A 25,393-nucleotide genomic window follows, 5' to 3' on the forward strand; every position below is an offset into this window, starting at 1 on the left:
CGCACGATGACTGGGATGAGTGATTCTCCGCAGGCCGACCACGTGGAACGCCGTTCGCGGCTGCGTGGCCGGTGGGTCGCTCAGCTGGCGGTGCTGGGGGCCCTGGTGGCCGCCGTCACCGTGCTGCAGCAGCGGCTCGCCGGATACCCGTGGCACCGGCTCTCCGAGGACCTGGGCGCGATCGGGCCCGGGCCCCTGGCCCTGGCCGTGCTCGCGACTGCCGCCTCGTACTCGATCATGGTGTCGTACGACGCGCTGGCCCTGAACTACGTCGAGCACGCGATGCCGTTGCGGCGCTACGCCGCGGCCTCGTTCGTGGCCACCGCCTTCGGCAACACCCTGGGGGCCTCGGCCCTGGTCGGGGCCGCGCTGCGGGCCCGGGTGTACTCCGCCTGGGGGTTGCCCGCCTTCGCGATCACCCGGGTCACCGGGTTCAACCTGGTCACCCTCAGCCTGGGCAGTTCGGTGCTGATCGCGGTGGGCCTGATCTGGTCGCCCGACGCGGTGCTGGCCTGGCTGCCGTTCGGCCGGGTGGTCTCCGCGTTGCTGGCCGCGGCCCTGCTCGGCGGGGTGGTCGCCTACCTGGCCTGGTGCGGCCGGGGCCGGCAGCCGGTGATGGTGAAGAACTGGCGGATCGACCGGCCGACCCGGACGATGGCCACCACCCAGCTCGCCGTCTCGGTGGTCGAGTGGCTGACCATGGCGGCAGTGCTCTACGTGCTGCTGCCCGAGGGGCACGGGCTCGGGTTCGCCGCCTTCTCCGTACTTTTCGTGCTGGCCACCACCCTGGGCCTGATCAGCAACGTGCCCGGCGGGCTCGGGGTGGTCGAGGCCGTGCTGGTGGTGGCGCTGGCTGACAACACCCCCGAGACCGGCCTGGTCACCGCGCTGATCGCCTATCGCCTGGTCTACTACCTGGTGCCGCTGGGCGTGGCGGCGGTGGTGCTGGCCGTGCTGGAGGCCCGGCGCAGCCCCGACCGGGCGACCGCGCTCGCCCGGGTCGCCGACATCCTCACCCCCTCGTTCATGGCGTTGCTGCTGATCGTGCTGGGCGCCCTGATGATCATCACCGGCCAGGTACCGGGCGGGCCCGGAACCATCATCAGTTCCTTCACCACCAGCCTGGCCGGGGTGGGGGTGCTGGTCCTGGCCCGCGGCCTGCACCGCCGGCTGCGCGGGGCCTGGGCCCTGACCGTGGTCGCTCTGCTGGTCTTCGCGGCCACCCACGCCACCCTGCTCGCCGTCTTCGCAGTCGCCCTGGCCGTGCTGCTGGTGCTGGCCCGGCCCGCGTTCCGGCGCAGCACCTCGATCCTGGCCGACCCGCGCGGCTGGGCCTGGCCGATGGCGGTCACCGGGATCGCGGTGGCGCTGGTCTGGTGGCACAACGACCGGCTGGCCGAGGCCAACGGCGACCGGCCGCTGGCCGCCACCGTCACCGGTGACGGGTCCGGGGCCGCCCGGCTGGTGCTGCTGCTGTTCGTGGTGGCCCTGATCTTCGCCGGGATCCGGTTGCAGCGGCCCACGGCCGGCCCGCCCACCGCCACCGAGGACGACCTGGAGCGGGCCGTCCCGGTGATGGCCCGGGCCAGTCACGGCAACGCCAGCCTGATCTGGACCGGCGACAAGCGGGTGCTGTTCTCGGCCGAGGGCAACGCCCTGCTGATGTACCGGGTGGCCGGCCGCAGCTGGGTGGTGATGGGCGACCCGGTGGGCGAGGAGTCCGAGTTCGACGAGCTGATCTGGAAGTTCCTGGACCTGTGCAACAGCCGCACCGGGCGGCCGGTGTTCTACTGCGTGCGCGAGGACCTGGCCGACCTGTACCGCGAGCACGGCCTGCTGCTGAACAAGCTCGGCGAGGAGGCGATGATCCCGCTCGGCGACTTCAGCATGACCGGTTCCAAGCGGGCCAAGCTGCGCAGCGAGTGCCGGGCCAGCACCAAGGCCGGGGTCACCATCGAGGTGCTCCAGGGGGAGGCGCTGCAGGCGGTGATGCCGCAGCTGCGCGAGGTTTCGGACCTCTGGCTGACCAAGCACAACACCAAGGAGAAGTCCTTCTCGCTGGGTGCTTTCGAGGAGGAGTACATCGCCCGGTTCCCGGTCGCGGTGGCCCGGATCGAGGACGAGGTGGTGGCCTTCGCCTCGCTGTGGGCCAGCGGCGCCCGGCACGAGGTCAAGGTCGACCTGATGCGCCGGCGTCAGGAGGCGCCCCGCACGGTGATGACCCACCTCTTCGTGGAGTCGATGAACTGGTCGAAGGAGAACGGCTACGAGACGTTCAACATCGGCATGGCCCCGCTGTACGGGCTGAACATCGACGGCACGGGCTCGTTCTGGGAGCGGATGGGCAGTCTGCTGTGGACCCACGGCGAGCACTTCTACAACTTCCAGGGCCTGCGTCAGTTCAAGGAGCGGTTCTCCCCGGTGTGGGAAACCCGTTACGTGGCATCGTTCGGCGGGCCCGCCCTGCCGGTGATCATGATCGACGTGGCGATCCTGGTGGCCGGCGGGCTGCGCGGCATGGTGCCGCACCTGCACCGGATCCCCAGCGGGATCCCCTCGCCCTCACGCCAGAAGCAGCCGGTGGCGGTCGGCGCCGGAGGATCGACCGACGAGGCGGTGGCCGCAGTTCCGGCCCCGCGTGAAGGGAACGCGGCGGATGCCGAGAGTGGGAACACTGCCAAGAGTGGACGTCCGGGGTGACCTTTCGGTCGATCAGCAGGGGACGATCGTGGTGAGGGACGGGATCGGCAGGCTCACCCCGGCCCTCGCGAAAGTACTTTTCGGACGGCACGGGTTCGTGATCCAGCGACCGGTGTACCCCGACCGTGCCGAGACGTTCCCGCTGGCCGTGATGCGGACCGGCCCGCCCAGTGATCTGCCGGTGCTGTTCATCCCCGGTGGCCCGGGCATGGGGTCGGTGCTGCCCTACGTGGGTCTGCGCGCCACCGCCACCCAGCACGGCCTCGACGCCATCATGGTCGAGCACCGCGGAGTCGGCCTGTCCCGCAGAGACAATCGCGGCCGCGACTTACCCCTCGACGCCGTCACTCTGGAGGCTGCCGCCGACGACCTGGCCGCCGTCGTCCAGGAATGTGGCGTGAAGTCGGTTGTGGCGTACGGAAGTTCCTACGGCAGTCACCTGGCCCAGGTATTCGCCGCCCGCCATCCGGAACTGGTGGCGGCGATGGTGCTGGACTCGCCCCTGCTCTCGGTCGAGGACGATCTGGCCATGGTGCGCGCGCACCGGCGCCGTCTGCTGTGGGACGGGGACGATCCCGCCCTGATCGCCGTGGCCTCCGCCGTGCAGGACCTGGCCGCCACCGGGATCTCGATGGCCGAGCTCAGTCATGCCGTAGAGGTGGTCTATGAGTTCGCCGGGCCGCAGGTGCTGCTGCGCCTGCTGCGTGCGCGGCGGGCGGGGCGGCAGAAACAGCTCTGGCGCCAGGTGAGCCGACTGGGAGTGCGCCAGCTCGAGGGCCGGGGCGTGTCCGGTGTGATGGAGCCCGATCTGGTGGCCGGGATCGCCTACGGGCAGCTCGGTTTCGGTCTGCCGGTCGACGGTGAGCCGCTCGACCCCCAGTTGCACTTCGCCGAAGCAGCCGTGCGTCAGCCTGCCTTTCACGGGCAGCCGCTCGACCTGCCCACCCAACTGGCCGCTTTCAATCGTCCATTGGTGGTGGTCTCCGGGGATCGCGACCTGCGCACGCCCCGCCCGATCGCCGAGCGGGCAGTGAGCCTGGCCCCCGACGCCGTACTGGTGCCGCTGGTCAACATGGGCCACAGTGCGCTGGACGCGCATCAGTCGGCGGCCGTGCACATCGCGCACGCCCTGACCGTTGGTGCCGCCCACGGATTGCCGGCCGAATCCGGCCGACTGTCGGGGTTGCGGCGCCGGGGGGCCTCGCACTGGCTCGGACACGCCCTGAACGTGGCCACCCGGCTGCCTTGACCAGCGTCAGTCGCGCTCCGGCTCGGCCGGTTCGGCCGGTTCGGGGCGGTCCGTACGGGTGGCCCGAAGTGCCCAGAGCACCAGAAGCGGCTGGAAGAGCAGGCGTACTGCGCGCTTGGTGTCGGTGTCCAGGCCGAAGCCGTCGCGGCCCTCGGTGAACTGGGCGATGTTGCCCGGGAAGACGGCCACGAAGAAGGCGGCGGCGATCTTGCCGACGGTGGCCCGGCTGGGCTGGCGCCAGGTGGCCAGCAGGGCGGCGCCCAGGCCGATCTCGACGGCGCCCGAGGCCAGCACCACGGCATCGGCGTCGGCCGGGAACCAGCTCGGCACCTGCGCCTGGAACTCGTCCCTGGCGAAGGTCAGGTGCGAGATGCCCGCGTAGGTGAGTGCGCCTCCCAGCGCCACCTGCGCGGCTGTCTTTCCCCAGGCTCGCCTGCCCATGCGTCCTCCTCGGCCGGTGACCGGTCCACGCACGAATTGGCCGGACCGAACGTTCTGTGTCAGCTAGTTGACCAGGCAATCTCAACCGGCGCAAATGGTGACCCCGGTAGGCCCCTGACCAGCGCCGGACCGATGAACCCGGGGGTGATCTTCCGGTCGGGAACGGCTGTTCCGGTCAGAAGCGGGCTCCGGGGAGCGCATACTGAGGTGTGAATTCTCGCCCTTCGCCAGCGCGACGTGTCCTGGCCGGCAGTCCGTTCGCACCGCCCACCCGGGTGCCTACCGCCTCCGAGCGCCTGGAGGACGGTGATCGCATCACGCACGACCGCTACGGTCTGGGCACGGTGGTGCGCATCATTGACGACCATGAGGTCGTCTGCAACTTCAAGCACGACCTGGAGGGCACCTCCCGGGTCGTCTCCCACCTGAAGCTGACCAAGCTGTAGTTCGTGGTGGTGGCCCGCTGCACGCCCCACCGTGGGCGTTCAGCGGGCCCGGACCACACCCAGCACCACCAGGAGGGGCCAGAGCGCCTGGGCCGCCGCGGCGGCCCGCTCGGCCAGACCCAGGGCACCTCCAGCCCACCCGAGGGTCAGGCCGAACCAGCTCACCAGGGCCAGCAGCACCGCTGTGGCGATCCGGGAAGCGACCGGTCGCAGCAGGGTGGCCGAATCCGGCCGGCTGCTGAACCAGGGCCACAGGGCCAGCGCAGCGAAGGCGGCTGTCGCGGCCGAGGTGTGCGCCGCCGAAGACCCGCCGCCCGCCGGCAGGGGGAAGGCCGCCACCAGCATCGTCGCCACGCCCCCGGCGCCGAGCAGCAGTCGTCCGGCCCGGGCGGCCTCGCTCAGGCAGTAGGCCGTGACGCAGTGCGCCACCCCCACCCCGATCAGGGCCAGCGTCATGATCCCGCGGTCCGTCGCCCCGAGCGCGGCCAGGTCGCTGATCGTGTCGTGCAGCGGATCGAAGCCCGGCGGCTGCCGCGACTCGGCCAGCAGCCAGCCGCCGATCAGCAGGACGGGCGCCGCGGCGGCGGAGACGACGGCGGGGGATCTCACCTGGCCACGGTAACGCTCACCCAACCAGGTGGCAGAGTGTGACTTGATGCTGTCGCCTTGCGTCCGAACGCGGATTCCTGAATCCTGTCTGTAGTCCGAAGGGGAGTACCCGACCTCACTTCGCCTCGTCGTCATTACGGGCCCGGCCTATCCGGGCCCCGGCGGGCAGCCACCGTTCACGGTGGCCCGGGGAGACCTTCATCCAGCAGAGCCAGCCCGTGCGTACGGGTTCGGCTGGACGAAGGGTGTGCGTTTTTGGACGTCTCCATCTGGGCCTGGGTAGCGGTCATGGGCGCGGTCGGCGCCATGCTCGCCGTGGACCTGTTCCTGCACCGCGACAACCACGTGATCGGCTTCCGCGAGGCCGCCACCTGGTCGGCGATCTGGGTGGCCGCCGGCCTGGCCTTCGGTGCGGTGCTCTGGGTCTGGCAGGGCGGCGACGTGGCCGGTGAGTACTACGCCGGCTACCTGATCGAGAAGGCCCTCTCGATCGACAACGTGTTCGTCTTCGCCCTGATCTTCACGCATTTCGCGGTGCCCGACGCGTTCCAGCACAAGGTGCTGTTCTGGGGTGTGCTCAGCGCCCTGGTGCTGCGCTTCGCCTTCATCTTCGTCGGCGCCGAGCTGCTGGAGACCTTCTTCTGGACCGCCTACGTGTTCGGCGCGTTCCTGATCTACACCGGCTACAAGATGGCCTTCAACCACGGTGACCAGACCCCGCCCGACCGGAACCCGGTGGTCCGCCTGGTGCGCCGGGTGATCCCGACCGACCCGAACTACCACGGTGCCGCGTTCTTCACCCGGGTCGACGGAAAGCGCGTGGCCACGCTGCTGTTCGTGGTGCTGGTGGCGGTCGAGGCCACCGACATCATCTTCGCGGTCGACTCGGTGGCCGCCATCCTGGCCATCACCACCAGCACCTTCATCGTCTGGACGGCCAACGCCTTCGCCATCCTGGGCCTGCGCAGCCTGTACTTCTGCCTGGCCGGGCTGCTGCGCCGGTTCGTGCACCTGCACTACGGCCTGGCCGTGCTGCTGGCCTTCGCCGGGGTGAAGCTGATCCTGTCCGAGACCCCGGTGGGCAAGCTGCCGATCCCGCTCACCCTCGGCGTGATCGTCGTGGTGATCACGGTCTCCATCGTCTGGAGCCTGCGCAGCACCCGCGACAACCCCGAAATTGAAGACGCTGGTGAGCCTTCCGACGAGGACGGCACCGATGCAGTGGTCGGGTCGGGTGATTCGGACTCGGCGGTCTCGCACCGCTAGTCCCGAGAAACTGCAAGCAGGGCGGCATCTGAGACAGATGCCGCCCTGCTCGGCGGTTCAGGCCTCGTGCGGGTGCCGGCTCAGCTTGTCGGCCAGGCCGCCCTGCACCAGCCGGTGCGCGGCGGTCTGCGGCTTGCGCGCGGCCTGGTCGGTGACACAGGCGGTGAACTCCGGGCCGAGGGTCAGACGGGGATGCGCGGCCAGCACTTCCTGGACGAACTCGGCCGGCAGCACGTCGGGGCGGGCGCCGGAGATGTCCAGCCCGGTAGCGATCTCCAGAAGGTACCCCTCCTCGTCCATCGTCGGATCGACCGAGGGCCAGTTGTGCCGGATGATCACGTCGAGCGCGCGCTGCCGCCGTTCGGCCGGCCAGCCCGCCCCGGCCGTGAGGGCGACCGCGGCGTGCCCGCCGGCCTCCTCGTACGACAGCGAGACGTTGTCGAACTGCGGGGTGATGCCCAGATCGTGCAGCACGGCGCTGACGTAGAGCAGTTCGTGGTCGAAGCCGGTGCGGCCCTCGACCTGGGCGAAGGCCTCGGCCCACAGCCACGAGCGCACGCCGTGGTTCAGCAGGGCGGGGGAGTAGTACGCGGAGGCCAGTTCGAGGGCGGCCTGGGACGCGGGGGTGGCCGGGGGAGTGAAGTCACGCAGATGCACGGGGACATCCTGCCTGAACGCCCCGGCGGCGCGGAGCTCAAGTCCGGCCGGGATCCGCCCGTTAATTCCTTCAAGACGGGACCGGTCCGGCCGAAGGGTTCAGTCGATCCGCGGTGTGAACCGGCCCGCGGCTGGTTGAGGGGGATCCACGTTGCGACGTAGAGCACTGGCCTGGGCTGCCACGATGGTTGCCGGCAGCCTGCTGCTGGCGGGGTGTGGCGGTGACGGCGACGAGGCGGAGCCGGGCGTGTCGGTGTCGGGCGGGAAGATCGGCCTGGCCATGCCGACCACCTCGTCCTCGCGCTGGGTGAACGACGCCGAGAACATGGCCAAGCAGTTCGAGCTGCTCGGCTACGAGCCCCTGGTGGAGTTCGCCGAGGACAACGTGCCCGCCCAGGTGGAACAGATCCAGGCGATGATCGACCAGGGGGCCGAGGCGCTGGTGGTGGCCGCGGTCGACGGGACCGCGCTGGCCGACGTGCTGAGTCAGGCCGCGAGCAAGGACATCCCGGTGATCTCCTACGACCGGCTGATCCGCGACACCCCGAACATCGACTACTACGCCAGTTTCGACAACTTCCGGGTCGGCGTCCTGCAGGGCGGTCACCTGGTCGACGAGCTGGGCCTGCGCTCGGCCTCCGGGCCCTTCACGATCGAGCTGTTCGCCGGCGACGCCAAGGACAACAACGCCGGGTTCTTCTTCGACGGGGCGATGAGCGTGCTGCGCCCCTACCTGAAGCAGGGCAAGCTCGAGATCCGCAGCGGGCAGAACAAGTTCGCCCAGATCACCACGGCCGGCTGGAACGGTGAGGTGGCGCAGAAGCGGATGGCCAACCTGCTGTCCGCGAACTACGGTTCCGAGAACCTGGACGCCGTGCTGTCCCCCTACGACGGCATCTCCCGCGGCATCCTCACCGCTCTGCAGGCCGACGGCTACGGTAAGGGCGGCAAGCCGCTGCCGGCCATCACCGGACAGGACGCCGAGCTGGACTCGGTGAAGCTGATCGTGGCCGGCACCCAGAGCGAGACCGTGTACAAGGACAGCCGGGAACTGGCCAAGGTGGCCGTGCAGATGACCGACTCCCTGCTGGCCGGGGCCACCCCCGAGGTCAACGACACCAAGCAGTACAACAACGGGGTCAAGGACGTGCCCTCGTTCCTGCTGCAGCCGGTGAACGTGGACCGGTCGAACTACGAGACCGTGCTCGTCGACGGTGGGGTCTACACCGCGCAAGAGATCGGGAGCTGAGCCACCGTGACAAGCTCGTCCGGGCCCGTGCGCCCCGTCCGGCGCGGCCTGATCGCCCGCTTCCTCGACCTGCCCACCTGGACCAAGCTGACCGCCCTGGTCGCGGCCAGCGTGCTGGCCCTGCTGACCTGCCTGGCGCTGAGCGCGGTGACCAACCGGTCCAGCACCGCCACCAGCCGGGAGCTGCGTGACCTGAACGACGCCGACGCGATCGTGCTGCAGCTGAACACCGTTGCCGGCGAACTGAAGTCGCAGGCATTGAGCGCGATCCTGAGCTCCTCGCCCGAGCGCCAGCAGCAGAACCTGAAGGACCAGGCGGCGGTCGCCGCCGACCTGATCAACCGGCTCGACGCGCTGTCCCTGCCCGAGGGCAGCCAGGCCCAGATCGACCGGATCAAGACCGTTTTCACCGAGTACCAGGAAGTGGTGGACCGGTTCGCGGCCGGGGTGATCGCCGACCCGACCACCGCCCGGCTCGGCTGGGAACAGGTCGGGGTGGACAACTACCTGGTCAGCGCGGTGACCAAGAACGGCCGGGCGTACTTCGCCGAGCAGGTCGACCGGGCCGACGCGGCCCAGCGCGACACCCAGCGCCAGGACTTCCTGATCATGGTGGCCGCCGTGCTGGTGGCCTCGCTGATCCTGGTCCTGATCGCCCGGTTCGTGGTCACGTCGGTCACCCGGCCGCTGATCCAGGTGCGCCGCTCGGTCGACGCGATGGCCGAGGGTGTGCTGACCGTGCCGGCCGACGTGCACTCGCGCGACGAGATCGGCCGGATGGCCGAGGCTCTGGACCGGGCCCGTGACCAGGTGCGCTCGATGGTCACCTCGGTCTCGGCCTCGGCCACCACCCTGGCCGAGGCGGCCGGGCAGATGGCGGCCACGTCCTCGACCATGGCCGCCTCGGCCCAGACCTCCAGCGGTCAGGCCGGTGAGGCCTCGGTGGTCGCGGCCGGCGTCTCCGACAACGTGGCGACGATCGCCAAGGGCTCGGAGGAGATGGACACGGCGATCCGGGAGATCGCCCGCAACGCCGGTGAGGCGGCCAGCGTTGCGGTGCAGGCGGTCGACGTCGCCGAGCACACCACGGTGCAGGTGGCCCGGCTGGGGGAGTCCTCGGCCGAGATCGCCTCGGTGGTCGAGATGATCACCTCGATCGCCGAGCAGACCAACCTGCTGGCGCTGAACGCCACGATCGAGGCGGCCCGGGCGGGCGAGAGCGGCAAGGGGTTCGCCGTGGTCGCCAACGAGGTGAAGGACCTGTCCCGGGCCACCGCCCAGGCCACCGGGGAGATCACCAAGTGGGTCACCTCGATCCAGGGCGACACCAAGGACGTGGTCGGGGCGATCGAGGAGATCAGCTCGGTGATCAACCGGATCCGCGACTACCAGACCGTGATCGCCGGTGCGGTGGAGGAGCAGTCGGCCACCGCGGCCGAGATCAGCCGCGGCGTCACGGCCCTGTCCGGAGGTGCCCAGGACATGGCCGTCAACGTCTCCACCATCGCCGACGCCTCCCGGGTCACCACCGAGGGGCTGTCGGAGTCGGAGGCAGCGGTGGCCCGGCTCAGCCGCATGGCGGCCGAGCTGCAGGCGCGGGTGAACCAGTTCCGGGTCTGATCCTGGTCTGATCAGCAGACCTGGGACACGTCCTGGGCGCCGGCCGGGTCCGGCTCGTCCTTCTTCTTGTCCTTCTTGCGCTTCGGCTTCCCCTCCGGGGTCACCGTGGCGGACGGAGTGGGCGTGGAAGCGGCGGTCGCTGTGGCTGCGGCCGGGGGGTTCACCGAGTTCTGGATGGCCTTGCGCACCTGACGCCGGATCAGGTCGTAGTCCGGGTTGCTGCGGCTGGCGATCACGTCGTCGGTGAAGGCCAGGCTGGTCACCTTGGCCTTCTGCACCCGGGTGGCCAGCTCGACCCAGGCCTGCAGCTGCGAGCGCGGGATGCCGGTGGACATGTTGTCCTTCAGCGCGCTCGCGATCGCCGGGAAGTTGCTGGCCAGCGTCACCGGATCGGCCTGCTCGGTGACCGCCGCGATCACACAGCGCTGGCGGCGCATCCGGTCGTAGTCGCTGGTGCTCCAGCGGCTCCGGGCGAACCAGAGCGAGTGCCAGCCGTCCATCTTCTGGTTCATCCCGGCCTCGATGTAACCGATGGTCTCCCAGGGGTGTTCGGAGTCACCGCCGATCGGCAGGCGCTCGTGCACGTCGAGGGTGAGGCCGCCCACCGCGTCGATGAACTCCTCGAAACCCTTGAGGTTGAGCATCGCGTAGGTGTCGATCTCCAGGCCGAGGATGCCGGTGACCGCGTCCTCGGTGGCCTTCAGACCCGGGTTCTTGCTGCCGGCGTAGCCCTCGGCGTCGAGCGCCCAGGTCCAGACCGCGTTGAGCAGGCAGGCGTCGTTCGCGCAGTAGAAACCGTCCGGCCAGGCCGCGGCCCCGGGGGTGCCCTTCTTGAACGGCACCCGCTCGAGGTTGCGGGGCAGGCTGAACAGCACGGTGTTACCGGTCGAGGGCTGGATGCTGGCCACGATCAGGGTGTCCGGGCGCACGCCCTCGCGGTTACGGCCGGCGTCGGAGCCGATCAGCAGCACGTTGATCCGCTTGGTGCCGGCCCACGGGTCGACCGCCTCGGTGTCGGGCCGGGCGTCCGCCGCGTCCTTGTCGCTGCTCTCGTCCTCGTCGAACACGGTCTTCACCAGATCGCGCTGCACGAGCGAGTAGTCGGTGGCGAGGTAGGCGGGCACGCCGACGCCCACCACCAGCACCGCCACCACGACCCAGCTGACCGCCTTCTGGCCCCGGCCGAGGCCGGACTGCCGGAGCAGCTGGGCGTTGGTGAGCAGGATGAGCAGGGCCCAGAGGACGCCGGTCACGACGACCGCGATCGCGAACAGGAGCAGTCGTTGCGGGTCGAGCGCGAACGACAGCCCACGGCGCAGGACATCGCCGGTCAGCAGCCAGACCAGCAGAGCGGCCAGGACGGCGACCGTGACGCTGAGGACAGCGGCACCGGCCCGCCGCCGGCCCGCCGCCACCAGGCCGAGGCCGGGGATCAGCGAGCCGATCACCGTCCAGGACACGACCCAGGGCAGCCCGTGCTCCTCGGCGCTGGCCGGTGCGGAGTTCGCACCATCGGGCGACGTGCTCACCCTCGACTCCTGTCGTGTGATCCATCCATGGCTACCCGCTGTGCGCTTGGCATTGCGCAAAGTGCTTACCGGGCAGGAAGTTCAGCTAACTGGTCAGGATAGATCGTTTACCTGAGTGAGCGCGTCAGCGGTCCTGGTCCTCCTGGCCGCCCTCGTCGCCACCGTCTCCGCCGTCGTCCTGGGAGTCGTCGCCGCCGTCGTCCTGACCGTCACCCGAGTCGTCGTCCGAGTCGTCGCCGCCGTCGGAGTCGTCGCCCCCGTCGCCGTCGTCGCCCTTGTCGTCCTTCTCGGGCGGGGGCGGGGGGCTGCCGACCAGGCTGCTGTCCACCTCGCCGAACTGCTTGACCGGTTCGCCCTCGAGCGACTTGCTGGTGATGTCCTTCCAGATCTTCCCGGCGAAGGTGGCTCCGTAGACGGCGCCGTAGTAGGTGCCGTCGATCGTGACGCCCTGCATGTTGTCGCGCTTACCGTTCACCGTCTCCGGCCCCACCCAGACGGCGGTGGCCATCTGCGGGGTGTACCCGGCGAACCAGGTGTCCTGCGAGAGGTTGGTGGTACCGGTCTTGCCGGAGGCGGGCTGGCCGCTGCTCAGTGAGCCCACGCTGACCGCGGTGCCGGAGGTGAACACCTTGCTCATGCCCAGGGTGGCGGCGTTGGCGACCTTCTCGGAGATCGTTCGCTTGCACGTGCCGTCCGGGACCTTCAGCTTCTTGCCGTTGCGGTCCTTGATCGAGGTGACCACGACCGGGTTGCAGCGGATCCCACCCGAGGCGAACGTGGCGTAGGCGCTGGCCATCGTCATCGGCGACTGGCTGGCCGTGCCCAGGGCCACCGAGGGCTCGCACTGCGGCACCTTGGTGGTCGTCTTCGGCTTCTTGGCGTCGTAGTTGCCGGGGATGCACGGGTCGATCACCGGCTGGGCCCGGTGCATGCCCAGGTCCGAGGCCATCTTCTGGATGTCGCACAGGTCGAGCTGCTGGGTCATCCGGATGTAGGCGCCGTTGATCGAGTCCTTGGTGGCGTCCCAGGCACTCATCATGCCCTCGCCCTGGCCCTCGGCCGAGTTCTGGAACGTGTAGCTGTCGTAGCTGCCCACGCTCTGCCCGCACGACTTGAACGAGTTGATCGGCAGGGTGCCCGGGGAGCCGTCGAGCTGGCTGTACAGCGAGCGCCCGGCGTCCAGCCAGGCGGCCAGCACGACCGGCTTGAAGGTCGAGCCGGTCTGGAAGCCGGAGGAACCGCCGTACTGGTAGTCGGTGGAGTAGTTGACCGTGGTGTTCTGCTTGGCGGCCTTGGGGTTGTAGAACTTGTTCTGGATGATCGAGAGCACCTTGCCGGTGCCCGGCTCGACCGAGACCGTGGCGGTGGCGATGCGGCTCGGGTCCTTCGGCGGGATCCGGTCCTTCACCGAGTTCCAGGCGGCCTTGAGCACCTTCGGCTGCAGCGTGGTGGTGATGGTGTAACCGCCGCGCAGGAGGGCATTCTCGCGGGCATCCTGGGTCTCACCGAGCGCCTTGAAGTCGTCGCTCTCGGTGATCACGTTGTAGACGTAGTCGCAGAAGTACGCCCGGGTCTTGGCGTTGGCGCAGCCGGCCCGGGTCGCGGTGATCTTCGGCTTCAGCGGGGCCTTGACCGCCTTGTCGTGGGCGGCCTGGTCGATCTTGCCCAGCTCGAGCATCTTGTCCAGCACCCGGTTGCGGCGGGCGGTTGCCCGCTCGTGGCTGGTCGGGTCGCCCAGCTTGTACGCGTTCGGGTTGTGGATCATCCCGGCCAGCATCGCGGCCTGCGGCAGGGTGAGCTTCTTGGCGCTGGTGCCGAAGTAGTACTTGGCTGCCGCCTCGATGCCGTTGGTCTGGCCGCCGAACCAGGCGATGTTCAGGTACCGCTCCAGGATCTCCGGCTTGGTCAGCCGCTTCTCCAACGCGGTGGCCAGCCGGATCTCGCGCAGCTTGCGGTCGGAGGTGGTGTCCGTGGCCTCGAGCATGCCGGCCTCGTCACCCTTCACGTAGGCCTGCAGCTTGAGGGTGTTCTTGACCAGCTGCTGGGTGAGCGTGGAGGCACCCTGCGACTCGCTCTTCAGCACCGTCACCGCCACCGCGCGCAGCAGGCCCTCGGTGTCCACCCCGCTGTGCTCGAAGAACCGCTCGTCCTCGATCGAGACCACCGCGTCCTGCAGGAACGGCGAGACCTTCTCGAGCTTGACCGGGCTGCGGTTCTCGTCGAAGAACGTGGCGATCGGTGAGCCGTCGGCCGCCAGCACCTTGGTGGTGGCTGAGACCGGCGTGTCCTCCAGCTCGCTGGGCAGGTCGAGGAACGCGTTGACGGCGGTGTTGGAGGCCACCCCGGTGGCGCCGACCGCCGGGGCGACGAGCCCGGCGGCGATGACCCCGCCCACCAGGCTCACCGCCGTGAAGGCCCCGAGGAGGCCGGGGATCGACTTGCCGCCGGTCTTAGCAGTTGCGTTCAAAACTCTTCCAGCACCCTTGGTCTGCCGTCGGCCCGCGCGCAGCGGAACGTCGGCGTTCAGCGGAAAGGAGGATGGACCGCCCCGCGCGCGTGCGGCGGTCAGCGGTACCTACGCGAGGGTATCGCCCCGGCGGAGGTGGACGCCCTCGTTCTGGAGGATGAATCGCCCCGGTTCACGAAGTCATCCCCCAGGATGAGGACTCAGCCCTTCGACCGGGTGCCGAGGGCGGCGAGCAACCCGGCCGGCACCTCCGGCCGGTCGAGGGTGACCGCGAACTGGCGGCCTCCGTCGAGGTGCAGGACCAGGCCCGGGCCGCGGCGCAGCACCAGGGCCGAACGGCCCGGCAGGATGCGGTATCCCCAGCCACCCCAGGCGCCGGGCTCGATGGTGGCCGTCTGCGCGGCCTCGATGCGGGCCAGCGGAATGCGTTTCAGCGGAAGGCCGATCAGCGCGGCCACCAGACGAAGGCCGCGCCGGTCGACGGTGACCCGGATGCGGGCGAAACACAGGGTGACGGCCAGTGGCACGAGCAGGACGACCCACAGCCCGGGACTCACCGTCAGCGCCAGGGCCAGCACCACGGCCCCGGTGAGCGCGGCGGCGCCGGTCAGGAGTGGTGACGAGAGCGTGGTGGCGAAGGCGGCGCGCTCGTCCGGCCCCAGAGGCAGCGGTTCGGCTGACTCGGGGGCGGAGCCGGTGGCCGGGCTCGGGCCTGCGACCTGACGCACCACCAGGCCCCAGGCCAGGCCGACCACGAAGAGGACCAGCCACCAGCTCAGCCGGGGGTCGGCGGGGTCGGCCAGATTCATCTGCGCGGTGGCGACGAAGGCCCCGGCCGTGCCGCCGGCCGTGGCGCCCGCCGCGGTCACCGCGAAACGGAAGCCGGGGGTGCTGCGCAGCCGGGCTGCGGCCACCAGCGCGATCCCGCCGCAGAGGGCCCCGACCAGGAGTGTGACCACGAAAAGGGCCTGGAACGAGGAGAACCGGTCGGCCCCGCCGCCCGGCCCCCAGTGTGTCGCGATCGGGTCGGGCAGCCGGTCCGACCAGGCGACCCGCCCCACCACCGGGACCACCAGGGGCAGCCAGACCAGGATGACTGCTGCGCTCACTCGTCTCATGCCTGTGCCTCCTTGAGAATCGCCAGCACCTCTTCGTCACGCAGCCCCTGTCGCCGGGCCTCGCGGGTGAACTGCCGGGCCAGTTCGACCAGACGCAACCGCCCCGCGTCGGCATCGCCCCGCACCACTGCCCCGCGCCCGCGGCGCAGGTCGACCAGCTGCTCGTCGCGCAGCTGGCCGTAGGCCCGTAACACGGTGTGCAGGTTGACCTCGAGCACCGCGGCCAGTTCGCGCGCCGAGGGCAGCCGTTCGCCCGGGGCCAGTTCGCCCCGCAGCAGCCCACCCCGCACCTGCGCCGCGATCTGCTCGGCCAGGGGCTCGGAGGAGGCCAGGTCGACTCGGAACAACATGTTCGCATTCTACTATAACAATGGGCGATCACGAGAGGGCGGCCGAGCCGGTGATGACATCTGTCATCGGTTCCTGGTGAGCTACGGCAGCGGCCCGGCCGCTGCTCCGGGGACAGGCTGGAAGACATGAACAGCGAAGTCTCAGACGAGTTCGCGGTCCGCGTCCGGGGGCTGCGCCGCACCTACGGAACCGGTGCCTCCGCCTTCGAAGCCGTCCGGGGCGTCGACCTCGACGTCCGGGCGGGCTCCGTCACCGCGCTGCTGGGCACCAACGGCGCCGGTAAGACCTCCACCCTCGAGGTGATCGAGGGGCTGGCCGCACCGACCGCGGGCACCGTCCGGGTGCTCGGCCTGGACCCGGTCGCCGATCGCGCCGCGGTGCGCCGCCGCACCGGAGTCCTGTTGCAGCGCAGCGGTTTCTCCGGCGACCTGACGGTGCGCGAGACGCTGCGGCTGTGGGCCGGCACGCTCTCGGCGCCGCGGCCGGTGGAGGAAATGATCGACCGGCTCGACCTGGGCCGCCGGGCCGACACCAAGGTGCTGTCGCTGTCCGGGGGTGAGGCCCGCCGCCTCGACCTGGCCTGCACCCTGATGGGCGACCCGGAGCTGGTGGTGCTCGACGAGCCGACCACCGGCCTGGACCCGGAGAGCCGCCGCGAGGTCTGGGCCCTGATCGACGGGCTGCGCGAGGCCGGCTCCACGGTGCTGGTGACCACGCACTACCTGGACGAGGCGGAGACCCTGGCCGACCGGCTGGAGATCATGCACGCGGGCCGGATCGTGCGCTCCGGCACCCCCACCCAGATCGCCGAAGGACACCCGTCGGTCATCAGTTTCGCCCGGCTGGCCCAGGTCCCGAGTGACCTCGGCGCGGTCACCGACCTGCGCGAGGAGCACGGGCGGACCGTCCTGCACACCACCGACCTGCAGACCTCCCTGGCCCACCTGCTGGCCTGGGCCGGGGGCCGGGGAGTGCGCCTGGAAGGCCTGGACGCCCGCAGCCCGAGCCTGGAGTCGGTGTTCCTGGCCATCGCCGACGGCCGTGACCCGGCCGTGCACACCCCCGAACTGGAAGGAAGCGTCCGATGAGCGCCACCACCGCCACCAAGGTCCCGGCCCGGGGCGGGTTCTCGGTGACCCGTACCCTGCACCTGGCCCGCTGGAACGCCGTGCTGCTGGTCCGCAACCGGCTGGCCCTGACCTACGCCCTGGTCATGCCGCTGGCCCCGCTGCTGACCCTGCTGGCCGGGGAGCGCGGACTGACCAGCCTGGGCGCCACCGCGGTCGCCGGGGTGCTGCTGCTGGCGGGCCTTTTCCCGGTCTTCTACAACGTGCTGTCGCAGTTCGTCAGCCGCCGCGACGAGCTGGTGCTCAAGCGGATGCGCACCGGTGAGACCCGTGACGCGGAACTGCTCACCGCGATCGCCCTGCCCGGGGTGGCCTGTGCGCTGCTGACCACCGCGGTGGCCGTGCCGGTGGCGGTCGTCGCGGGTCAGGACGCCCCGGTCAACGTGCTGCTGTTCGCCCTCGGGGCGCTGCTGTCGGTGGTGATGTTCGCGGCCTTCGCCTACTGGACCGCGGCCTGGACCCGCAGCGCCGAGGCGGCCCAGCTGACCAGCCTGCCGGTGATCGTCCTGGCCTCGGTCGGCCCGTTCGTAGGGGGTCTGCCCAGCCTGTCCGACCCGTTGCGCGAGGCCATCTCGCTGACTCCCGGGGCGGCGATCAACGAACTGGTCCGGGTCGGCTGGTTCGGCCTCGACTCCTTCGACGCCACCACCACGACCCTGACCTTCGCCGAGACCTGGAGCCTGGCCGGGCAGCCGCTGGTGGTGCTGGTGGTCTGGACCGGCCTGGCCCTGCAGCTCGCCCAGCGGTCGATGCGCTGGGAACCGCGCACCTAGTGCGCGTCCTAGGCTGATCCGGTGAAGTTCCGGAGACCACGCCGCTGGTCAGAACTCAGCCGCGTGGAGCGCGTCGACCTGTACACCCGGCAGTCGCTCTACCTGGTGCTCTGGGGCATGTGCGGAAGCCTGCTGCTGTCGTCCGCGCCGGCGCCGGGGGCCGGGCAAGGCACCGCCGTGATCATCGGCGCGGTGGTGGTGACCATGCTCGGCACCGCGGTGATGCGGGCGGTGATCGACAACTATCCGAACATCCAGCCGTTCCCGGTCCGCCCCACCGCCGCCCTGCTCGTGGTCAGCCTGCTCTACCTGGGCCTGGTCGGTCTCCCGGCCTCGGGCGAGGCCCAGGGGGTGGTGGTCGTGGTGGTCACCGCGAACTTCGCGGCCAGCCTGGGCGGGATCCCCGACCGCTGGGCCTCGGCGGCGGTGATCCTGGGCTGCGCCCTGGTGGTCGGGGTGGCCGGGACGCAGTGGTTCAGCGCGGTGGCCGGGCTGATCATCGGCCTGGTCAGCGTGATCAGCGTGCGGATGTCGCTGTGGCTGTACGGGGTGGTCGCCGAGCTCGACGCGTTGCGCCACACCCAGTCCCGGCTGGCCGTGGCCGAGGAGCGGCTGCGGTTCTCCCGCGACGTGCACGACGTGCTCGGCCGGCACCTGTCCACCATCGCGGTGCAGGCCGAACTCGCCGCCACCCTGGCCCGCCGGGGCGACGAACGAGCCGCCGACCAGATGATGGAGGTGCGCCAGGTCGCCCACGACGCCCTGACCGAGGCCCGTGCGCTGGCCCGCGGCTACCGCCCGACCAGCCTCGGCCAGGAGCTGGAGGGCGCCCGGGCGCTGCTGCGCTCGGCCGGGATCGAGGTCGCGCTCGAGATCGGGGTGGTGCCCCGGGCCTGGCACGAGGCGGCCGGCTGGGTGGTCCGCGAGAGCGTCACCAACGTGCTGCGGCACTCCTCGGCCGGCTCCGTGCGGATCTCGTTCCAGGACAACGACCTGCGGATCGAGAACGACGGCCTGGGCGAGCCGGCGGCCGAGGCCGGTCTGGCGTCCGGCTCGGGACTGCAGGGCCTGCGCGAGCGTCTGACCCCGCTGGGCGCCGGCCTGGAGGCCGGCCGGGAGAATGACCGCTGGGTGGTGGTGGCGCACCTGCCCGGCACCGGCCCGCTCAGCGCCGCCGGACCCGCCGGCACCAGGAACAGCCCCGACCAGCAACCGGTTCTGGACCCAGCACTGGACCCAGCACCCGACCCGACCAGACCCGTCGCCGGCTAGGAGAACCCTCGTGAGCGCCCCCGTCCGCATCCTGCTCGCCGACGACGAGAACCTGATCCGTACCGCCCTGGCCCAGATGCTCAGCCTGGAGGACGACCTCGACGTGGTCGCCGAGGCGGCGACCGGCGACGAGGCGATCGCCATGGCGGTGAAGCACGAGGTCGACGTGGCCGTCCTCGACCTGCAGATGCCCGGCCCGGACGGGATCGCGGTGGCCGAGCAGCTGCGCACCCGGCTGCCCGGGTGCGCCACCGTGATCGTCACCAGCCACGGACGGCCGGGGCACCTCAAGCGGGCCCTGGCCGCCGGCGTCCGTGGTTTCCTCCCGAAGACCACCTCGGCCGCAACCCTGGCGAGCGTGGTGCGCACCGTGCACACCGGGGGCCGCCACGTAGACCCGCAGCTCGCCGCCGAGGCGATCGCCGCGGGCGACAGCCCGCTCACCCCACGCGAGTCCGACGTCCTGGAACTGGCCGCCACCGGCGCCCCGATCGACGAGATCGCCGCGCGCGCCTCCCTCTCGCCGGGCACCGTGCGCAACTACCTCTCGAACGCGATGACCAAGCTCAACGCGTCCAACCGGCACGACGCCTGCGCGATCGCCCGGCGCATGGGCTGGATCTGATCGTCCGGTCGCCCGAGAAGCCCGGGGATGTCACGATGACGGCCTAGGTTCTGTCCTGTGCCGGTCTTGCCCGTCGCGCGGGCAGGATGCCCGAGCCGGCCACTACGGCAACGATTCTTGAGGTGCGCATGCAGTCGCGGGTGCCGGTGGTGCTCCTGGTGGAGGACGACCCGGGGGACGTCCTGATGATCACGGAGGCTTTCGAGCGGGTGGAGCGGCCGCCGGTGCTGCACCGGGTGGGTGACGGGCAGGAGGCCCTGGAGTTCCTGCGGCGGCCCGGGGCGCCGCAGCCCGACCTGATCCTGCTCGACCTGAACATGCCCCGGCTCGACGGCCGGGGCACCCTGGCCGCGCTGAAGGACGACCCGGTGCTGCGGGCGGTGCCGGTGGTCGTGTTCACCACCTCCGACGCCGAGGCCGATGTGCTGAGCAGCTACCAGCAGCACGCCAACGCCTACGTCACCAAGCCGATCGACCTGGCCAGCTTCGAGGACGTGGTGGAGCGGATCGAGCGCTTCTACACCGCCACCAGCGCCCTGCTGCCGGTCCAGCGCTGACCACCCGGCTTCTCCGCCGTACCCCGCACGCGAGGTGCGACAACGGGCTCGGGCCGCCACGGACGTCCTCTGGCTCAATGCCCCTTCAGAAGGGGCGCAAAATACGGATGGTGGGCAACTCGCAGTGCGAGATGCCCACCATCACGTGCGACTACTGAGCGAGACGCACAGCCTCGGCCTGCGGGCCCTTCTGGCCCTGGCCCAGCTCGAACTCCACTCGCTGACCCTCGTCCAGCGCGCGGTAGCCGTCCATCTGGATCGCCGACCAGTGGACGAAGACGTCAGCGCCGCCCCCGTCGATGCTGATGAAGCCGAAACCCTTTTCGGCGTTGAACCACTTGACCGTACCCTGTGCCATGTTTGTCCTAAGTTCAGGAGGCCCACGCAGGTCTGTTACCTGGTGTAGCCGACCCCCAGCTTAGGACAGAATGGCGTGCGGATGCACTCGGCAGCAAATCGAGCCTGCTGAATCGCCCACTTGCCGGAGACAAAATCTCAGCTCATCCCCATGATCAGCGGCCTGGACGGGGGATTTGCCCGGCCCGAAACGGGTTCAAGTGCTCCCATCGGGCGGCCTCGCGGGGGCCGATCCGCAGGGTCGGGCCCGGGGACGGGGGCTTTCCCTCTTGTCCCGATTCGCCCCGGCGATCAGGGTGGCGATGGTGAGCTCGACGTCTCTGGTCGTGACGTCGCCCCCGTCGTCCGGGCCGGCCTCCGATACCCGGCAGTGGTCCCGCACCATCGCCGTCACCCTGGGGCTGTCCGCGGTCGGGGCCGTCGTGATGGGCCCGCTGTGGCGGGAGTACCCGGTGGTTGCCGTCGGCAGCCTGCTCTTCGGGGCCATGCTCACCTGTGCCGGGGTGATCCTCTGGGAGGAGCCCGGCCACCGGGTCACCGGCGGGCTGCTGATCGGTGCGGCCCAGCTGTGGGCCCTGGGCTGGAGCGAGGAGTGGGCCTTCGGGCCGATGCCGCTGATCTCGGGCATCTCCAGCTTCGTGGCGCTGTCCCTGGCGGTCTGGGCGATGTTCCGCTACCCCGACCCGGCCCTGCTCGACCGGGCCGAGCGGGCCTTCGTGACGGTGCTGGGCGTGGTCCTGGTCGGCGGCATCCTGGCCCAGGACGTCACCATGCGCCCGGAGTGGAAGCACTACGACCCGGACTCCTGGTGGATCACGGTCTACGCCGACCGGTCGCTGAACGAAGCGGTGGTCCAGGTGGTCAGCGCCGGTCAGCTGATCCTGGCGGGCCTGTTCACCGTGCTGTGGATGGTCCGGATCCGCCGGATGCGAGGGCTGGACCGGCAGGTCCTGACCCCGATGGCGATCGCCGCCCCGGCCACCACGCTGGCCGCCGTGACGGTGCCGATCGTGCAGCTGCTCGGGGTGCACGGCGATGCGAAGGACTACACCTTCGCCCTCCAGGCCGCCCTGTTCGCCCTGGTCCCGATGGCCTTCCTGGCCAGTGTGGTGCGCCGGCGGCTGGCCGACCACGCAGTGCTCACCCTGGTGCGGCAGGTGCAGCAGCACCCCACCCCCGAGGCGGTGCAGACGTCTCTGCGCACCGCCCTGCTCGACGAGTCGCTGAGGGTGCGTTACTGGGCCCCCGAGCTCAACACCTACGTCGACGTGACCGGCAGCCCCGACGATCCCGAGCATCCCGGGCCGGACGAGAAACGCCTGCTCCTGCCGGTCACCTCGGCCTCCGGCACCCCGCTCGCGGTGATCGACACCGACCCGGCCCTGCGCCGCCACCCCAACGTGGTCACCAACGCCCTGGCCGCCAGCGGCCTGGCCCTGGAGAACGCCCAGTTGCAGGCCGTGGTGCTGGCCCGGCTGAGCCAGGTCCGGGCGATCCGGATGCAGGCCGTGCAGGCCGCCGCGGCCGAACGCCGCCGGGTCGAGCGCAACCTGCACGACGGCGCCCAGCAGCGGCTCCTCGCGCTGAAGCTCTTCCTGGCCGCGTCCGACTCCGAGCAGCTGTCCGACGAGGCCCGCAAGCGCCTGCGGGCGATCAGCAAGGAGATCTCCCGGGCCCTCGACGAACTGCGCGACCTGGCCCGGGGGATCCACCCGGCGGTACTGAGCCAGGCCGGGCTGGGGGCCGCGGTGGAGGCCCTCGCCCAGCGTCAGCCGGTGCCGGTCGACGTGCGCCTGCCCCTGGGCCGCTACCCGGCGGCCACCGAGGAGACGGCCTACTCGCTGATCAGTGCGGTGCTGGAGGTGGCGGGCGAGGAGCCGGCGGGGCGGGTGCGGGTGGAGATCCGGGGGCACGAGGCCGACGGCATCCTGACGATCGAGATCGAGGACGACGCGAACCGTCCCGCCCAGCTGCGGCTGGGGGCCGAACTGCCGGGCATGCTCGACCGGGTGCGGGCACTGGGCGGCGACGTGATGTTCTCGGCCCTGGCCCGGGGCGGTTCACTGATGGTCGCGGCGATCCCCTGCGTCTGAGGCCGGCCGCTCAGGACGAGTGCCCGGCCGCTCAGGACGAGTGCACGGAGAGGCCGGCGAGCTGGGCCGAGCCGTACTGGGTGGCGCCGGTGAACCGCAGCTGCAGATAGCGGGTGGCGGTGGGCGTGAAGGTGGCCGTGGCCTGGCTGCCGGAGTTGGGGAACTGGTAGGCCGACGAGCCCTTGAGCGTGCGGTACGACGAGCCGTCGGTGCTGCCCAGCACGGTGATCGTCTGGGTGCGGGGGCCCCAGCCGAACGACGGTGACGACAGTGCCACCCGGCCGACCGTGGTGACCTGGCCGAGGTCGACGGTGAGCGTCTGCGGGAAGCCCGGCCTGGACTCCCAGTAGGTGCGCGTGCTGCCGTCGGTGACGTTGCCCGCCCCCAGGCCCCAGCTCGCGCTGCTGGCCTGGGCGGAGGCCGAGGCCGCGAGGTTCACGCCCGGATCGGCCACCGGGACCTGGCCCGGACCGGTCTCCGGCCCGGGGTTCTGGCCCTGGTCGTCGTCCTGACCCTGGTCCTGGCCCTCGTTGTCGTCGCCGTCGTCCCAGCCGTCCCAGCCGCCGTTGTCGTCCTGGTCGTCGTCGGGCCGGGAGGTGGGCTCGTCCTGCTCGTCGGCCGGGCCGGAGGACGGCTGGGGGTCGGTGCCCCCGGTCGGGCCGGACGGGGTGGCGGGCCGGCCGGGACCGGTCTGCCCGTTGTTCTCCGGCGCGGGCGTGCCTTCGGTGGCCGAGGCGGAGGGCGTCGCGGTGGCCTTGGGCCGTTTACTGGCCGACGGCTCCGGGGTGGGGGAGACCGGCGGTGACGCATCGGAAGCGCTCGGCTCCGGAATGGTGATCTCGAGCCCGGACAGCGACGTGTCCTGGGCGGTGTAGCTGGGCGAGCGTGTCGTGTACTGCACCACGGCGACCCCGCCGACGATCACCGCCACCACCGCCACGATCGCCCAGACCGTGCGGCTGAACCCGAACAGACGCGGCGGCCGGCCCTCGTCGTCGCCGCCCCGGCGGCGCATCGGGGGACGCTGCGACGAGACCACGTCTTCGGGTTCGTCGAGACGGAACTCACCCGTCGTCGGGTTGTTGCTGTCCACGCGGTCGGCTCCCAGAGGTCCAGACGTGACCGACGAATCGTCACGCGCAGAGCCATTCTGACAGGAGCCCGGCGGCCCTGAGCATCCCTGTGGATAAACAGAACTCGTATGTTCGCTGGGTGACGGCGGCACCCCGGAGGGTGATGCCCGGCCTACGTGGTCCGTCTTTTCTGTGCATTAAGCCCGGCGAAAGAAAGCTTTCAGAAAAGCCGGAGGACGTCGGTGACCTGAATTGCGTACGGTACGCACGGAATGTGAGAGTCGCCTGCGATCACTTCCGGCTCCTCCCCAGGAGGGATCTTGCCCACGAGCCGCCCGGTGCTGGCGCCCGAGGTCGTCCTGAGGGGCGCGGCGATCCACTTCGCCCGCCACTGCACCCTCGACATGGACCTGCTGGCAACCGAACTCGCGGTCAGCCGCGCCACCCTCTACCGGGCCGTGGGCAGCCGCGACAAGCTGCTGGGCGAGGTGTTCGGGATGATCAGCCGGCGGCTGTTCCAGATCGCCCGCGCGCGGGTCGGCCGGGTCGGCGGCGCCGAGGACGTCCTGGCGGTCACCCGCTCGTTCGTCGGGATGCTCGAGCTGGCCCATCCGCTACGCACTTTCATGGCCGAGGAGCCGCAGATCGCGGCCCGGGTGCTGTTCACCACCGCCGGCGACGTGATGCGCCGCTCGGTGGCCGAGCAGGCCCAGATCTTCCGCGAGGCCGGGGTGGGCGGGCCTCAGCCGCTGGGCCGGGCGCTGCTGTACGTGCGCCTCGTGGAGTCGGTGATCTTCGCCGAGCTGCTCGGCGCCGGGCCGGTGGAACTGGCCGACGCCGAGCCCGCCCTGCGTGCCCTGCTGGAGTGAGCCTCAGCTCACGGGGTGAAGCTGGAGCAGGTGTTCAGGTACTGCGAGACGTTGCGGTCGCCGGTCGGGCCGGGGCAGACGAACTGGCGGTAGCGCTCGTCGTTGTCCACGAAGAGCTTCAGCCACGACAGGCTGTACTTGGCGATCGTGGTGTTGGACAGGTTCGGCGCGAAGTGCGAGGCGCCGTCCAGCTCCAGGTAGGCCTTGCCCGGGGCGCTGGGCAGGCTGCGGTAGAAGGGCTGGGCGTGCGAGGCCACCGAGGCGACGGTGTCCTGCTCGGCGCCGACCACCAGGGTGGGCACCTGGTTGCCGGACCAGGACTTGGTGATGTTCCAGGGGGTCAGCGGGACGGCGGCCTGCAGGCTGGGCCGGCTGCGCGAGGCCTCCAGGGTGCCGCCGCCGCCCATCGAGTGGCCCATCACGGCCAGGCGGGTGGGGTCGATCCGGCTCGAGACCCGGCTGTCCCGGGTGAGCTGGTCGAGCGCGGCCAGCAGCTGCCGGCCGCGGCTGGCGGGCTGGTCGCTGGTGGTCAGGGTGTCGATGTTGAACACCACGAAGCCGTGCGTGGCCAGCCGGGAGGCCAGCCAGGCCATGCTGGACTTACGGGCGGTGAAGCCGGGGGCGATCGCCACCGCGCCGAAGGTGCCCTGGCTGGTGTCGGTCGGGTAGTAGATGTCGCCGCCGCCGAACCCGTTGGCGCTGAGTGCCGACACCGAGACCTGGCTGGTGGCGAAGGGTCCGCGGGAGGCCTCGATCGAGCTGCTGGTGGGGGCGGGACCACGCTGGTAGGGCGAGGGCTCGGCGGCGTTGGCCCCCGGGCCGAGCAGGACCCCGGTCGCCACCAGGGCGGCGGTGGCCGCGCCGGCCAGGCTGGCGATCAGCGGGCGGGACCGGGAGGGGCGGCGGGGGGCCGGGATCTGGTCGGTGCGCGGTCGCGGATTCATG

The 25,393-nt window shown here is 70.9% G+C and carries 23 protein-coding genes; 13 read left to right on the top strand and 10 right to left on the bottom strand.

What is annotated here, in order from left to right:
- Window positions 1-15 precede the first annotated feature (15 nt).
- Both mprF and QSK18_RS14305 read left to right on the top strand, forming a co-directional pair.
- On the top strand, window positions 16-2,700 hold the full coding sequence (mprF, locus tag QSK18_RS14300) for a bifunctional lysylphosphatidylglycerol flippase/synthetase MprF (protein ID WP_232812499.1): 2,685 nt from the start codon (window positions 16-18) through the stop codon (window positions 2,698-2,700).
- Window positions 2,684-3,949, top strand: a complete 1,266-nt coding sequence (locus QSK18_RS14305; RefSeq protein WP_285619495.1) for an alpha/beta fold hydrolase — start codon at window positions 2,684-2,686, stop codon at window positions 3,947-3,949. Before mprF ends, QSK18_RS14305 begins: the two co-directional genes overlap by 17 nt.
- 6 nt (window positions 3,950-3,955) lie before the next feature.
- Here QSK18_RS14305 and QSK18_RS14310 read toward each other — a convergent pair whose 3' ends face one another.
- Complete coding sequence (locus QSK18_RS14310) at window positions 3,956-4,390, bottom strand: DoxX family protein (RefSeq protein WP_285619497.1); 435 nt, start codon at window positions 4,388-4,390, stop codon at window positions 3,956-3,958.
- Between the two features lie 275 nt (window positions 4,391-4,665).
- Here QSK18_RS14310 and QSK18_RS14315 point away from each other — a divergent pair, with 275 nt between their 5' ends.
- Window positions 4,666-4,836, top strand: coding sequence for a hypothetical protein (locus QSK18_RS14315; RefSeq protein ID WP_232812502.1), 171 nt, complete (start codon window positions 4,666-4,668; stop codon window positions 4,834-4,836).
- Window positions 4,837-4,875: 39 nt separating this feature from the next.
- Here QSK18_RS14315 and QSK18_RS14320 read toward each other — a convergent pair whose 3' ends face one another.
- On the bottom strand, window positions 4,876-5,445 hold the full coding sequence (locus tag QSK18_RS14320; RefSeq protein ID WP_232812503.1) for a DUF998 domain-containing protein: 570 nt from the start codon (window positions 5,443-5,445) through the stop codon (window positions 4,876-4,878).
- Window positions 5,446-5,700: 255 nt separating this feature from the next.
- Here QSK18_RS14320 and QSK18_RS14325 point away from each other — a divergent pair, with 255 nt between their 5' ends.
- Window positions 5,701-6,711, top strand: coding sequence for a TerC family protein (locus QSK18_RS14325; protein ID WP_232812504.1), 1,011 nt, complete (start codon window positions 5,701-5,703; stop codon window positions 6,709-6,711).
- A 57-nt stretch (window positions 6,712-6,768) separates the two neighbouring features.
- On the opposite strand, the gene QSK18_RS14330 is transcribed toward QSK18_RS14325, so the two are convergent.
- On the bottom strand, window positions 6,769-7,368 hold the full coding sequence (locus tag QSK18_RS14330; RefSeq protein WP_232812505.1) for an HD domain-containing protein: 600 nt from the start codon (window positions 7,366-7,368) through the stop codon (window positions 6,769-6,771).
- A 184-nt stretch (window positions 7,369-7,552) separates the two neighbouring features.
- On the opposite strand from QSK18_RS14330, the gene chvE reads away from it, so the two are divergent.
- Window positions 7,553-8,617: a multiple monosaccharide ABC transporter substrate-binding protein gene (chvE, locus tag QSK18_RS14335; protein ID WP_232812506.1), complete on the top strand. Its 1,065-nt coding sequence runs from the start codon at window positions 7,553-7,555 to the stop codon at window positions 8,615-8,617.
- Window positions 8,618-8,623: 6 nt separating this feature from the next.
- On the top strand, window positions 8,624-10,237 hold the full coding sequence (locus QSK18_RS14340) for a methyl-accepting chemotaxis protein (protein WP_232812507.1): 1,614 nt from the start codon (window positions 8,624-8,626) through the stop codon (window positions 10,235-10,237).
- Between the two features lie 11 nt (window positions 10,238-10,248).
- On the opposite strand, the gene QSK18_RS14345 is transcribed toward QSK18_RS14340, so the two are convergent.
- The 4 genes from QSK18_RS14345 to QSK18_RS14360 all read right to left on the bottom strand — a co-directional run bounded on the left by QSK18_RS14345 (window position 10,249) and on the right by QSK18_RS14360 (window position 15,701).
- Window positions 10,249-11,766, bottom strand: a complete 1,518-nt coding sequence (locus QSK18_RS14345) for an LCP family protein (RefSeq protein WP_285619505.1) — start codon at window positions 11,764-11,766, stop codon at window positions 10,249-10,251.
- Window positions 11,767-11,890: 124 nt separating this feature from the next.
- Window positions 11,891-14,233: a transglycosylase domain-containing protein gene (locus tag QSK18_RS14350; RefSeq protein ID WP_285619507.1), complete on the bottom strand. Its 2,343-nt coding sequence runs from the start codon at window positions 14,231-14,233 to the stop codon at window positions 11,891-11,893.
- A 200-nt stretch (window positions 14,234-14,433) separates the two neighbouring features.
- The gene (locus QSK18_RS14355) at window positions 14,434-15,351 is read right to left on the bottom strand and encodes a DUF1648 domain-containing protein (RefSeq protein ID WP_285619509.1); all 918 of its coding nucleotides are present in this window, start codon (window positions 15,349-15,351) and stop codon (window positions 14,434-14,436) included.
- Window positions 15,348-15,701 carry a GntR family transcriptional regulator gene (locus QSK18_RS14360; protein ID WP_232812511.1) on the bottom strand — a complete coding sequence of 118 codons (354 nt, stop codon included), beginning with the start codon at window positions 15,699-15,701 and terminating at the stop codon, window positions 15,348-15,350. The genes QSK18_RS14355 and QSK18_RS14360 overlap by 4 nt, the downstream gene beginning before the upstream one ends.
- A 126-nt stretch (window positions 15,702-15,827) precedes the next feature.
- On the opposite strand from QSK18_RS14360, the gene QSK18_RS14365 reads away from it, so the two are divergent.
- The 5 genes from QSK18_RS14365 (at window position 15,828) to QSK18_RS14385 (ending at window position 20,056) form a co-directional block, all read left to right on the top strand.
- A complete protein-coding gene (locus tag QSK18_RS14365; RefSeq protein WP_232812512.1) occupies window positions 15,828-16,790 on the top strand; it encodes an ABC transporter ATP-binding protein in 963 nt (320 codons plus the stop codon).
- Window positions 16,787-17,602, top strand: a complete 816-nt coding sequence (locus QSK18_RS14370; protein ID WP_285619512.1) for an ABC transporter permease — start codon at window positions 16,787-16,789, stop codon at window positions 17,600-17,602. The genes QSK18_RS14365 and QSK18_RS14370 overlap by 4 nt, the downstream gene beginning before the upstream one ends.
- Before the next feature lie 21 nt (window positions 17,603-17,623).
- Window positions 17,624-18,874: a sensor histidine kinase gene (locus QSK18_RS14375; RefSeq protein WP_285619514.1), complete on the top strand. Its 1,251-nt coding sequence runs from the start codon at window positions 17,624-17,626 to the stop codon at window positions 18,872-18,874.
- 10 nt (window positions 18,875-18,884) lie between these two features.
- Window positions 18,885-19,499 carry a response regulator transcription factor gene (locus QSK18_RS14380; protein ID WP_285619516.1) on the top strand — a complete coding sequence of 205 codons (615 nt, stop codon included), beginning with the start codon at window positions 18,885-18,887 and terminating at the stop codon, window positions 19,497-19,499.
- A gap of 128 nt (window positions 19,500-19,627) precedes the next feature.
- The gene (locus tag QSK18_RS14385; protein WP_285620045.1) at window positions 19,628-20,056 is read left to right on the top strand and encodes a response regulator; all 429 of its coding nucleotides are present in this window, start codon (window positions 19,628-19,630) and stop codon (window positions 20,054-20,056) included.
- A gap of 151 nt (window positions 20,057-20,207) precedes the next feature.
- On the opposite strand, the gene QSK18_RS14390 is transcribed toward QSK18_RS14385, so the two are convergent.
- Window positions 20,208-20,414 carry a cold-shock protein gene (locus tag QSK18_RS14390; RefSeq protein WP_231443382.1) on the bottom strand — a complete coding sequence of 69 codons (207 nt, stop codon included), beginning with the start codon at window positions 20,412-20,414 and terminating at the stop codon, window positions 20,208-20,210.
- Window positions 20,415-20,718: 304 nt separating this feature from the next.
- Between QSK18_RS14390 and QSK18_RS14395 the strand changes: the two genes are divergently transcribed.
- The gene (locus tag QSK18_RS14395) at window positions 20,719-22,506 is read left to right on the top strand and encodes a sensor histidine kinase (protein ID WP_285619519.1); all 1,788 of its coding nucleotides are present in this window, start codon (window positions 20,719-20,721) and stop codon (window positions 22,504-22,506) included.
- 31 nt (window positions 22,507-22,537) lie between these two features.
- Here QSK18_RS14395 and QSK18_RS14400 read toward each other — a convergent pair whose 3' ends face one another.
- Window positions 22,538-23,599 (bottom strand): discoidin domain-containing protein, encoded by a 1,062-nt coding sequence (locus QSK18_RS14400; RefSeq protein ID WP_285619521.1) that lies wholly within the window; start codon window positions 23,597-23,599, stop codon window positions 22,538-22,540.
- A gap of 300 nt (window positions 23,600-23,899) precedes the next feature.
- Between QSK18_RS14400 and QSK18_RS14405 the strand changes: the two genes are divergently transcribed.
- Window positions 23,900-24,448: a QsdR family transcriptional regulator gene (locus tag QSK18_RS14405; protein WP_232811854.1), complete on the top strand. Its 549-nt coding sequence runs from the start codon at window positions 23,900-23,902 to the stop codon at window positions 24,446-24,448.
- Between the two features lie 8 nt (window positions 24,449-24,456).
- Here the strand turns inward: QSK18_RS14405 and bdeA are convergent, their stop codons facing one another.
- Window positions 24,457-25,392 (bottom strand): bis(hydroxyethyl) terephthalate hydrolase, encoded by a 936-nt coding sequence (bdeA, locus tag QSK18_RS14410; RefSeq protein ID WP_232811853.1) that lies wholly within the window; start codon window positions 25,390-25,392, stop codon window positions 24,457-24,459.
- Window position 25,393: the final 1 nt, after the last annotated feature.

The organism is Kineosporia sp. NBRC 101677, assembly GCF_030269265.1.
GTDB classification, from domain to species: Bacteria; Actinomycetota; Actinomycetes; order Actinomycetales; family Kineosporiaceae; genus Kineosporia; species Kineosporia rhizophila.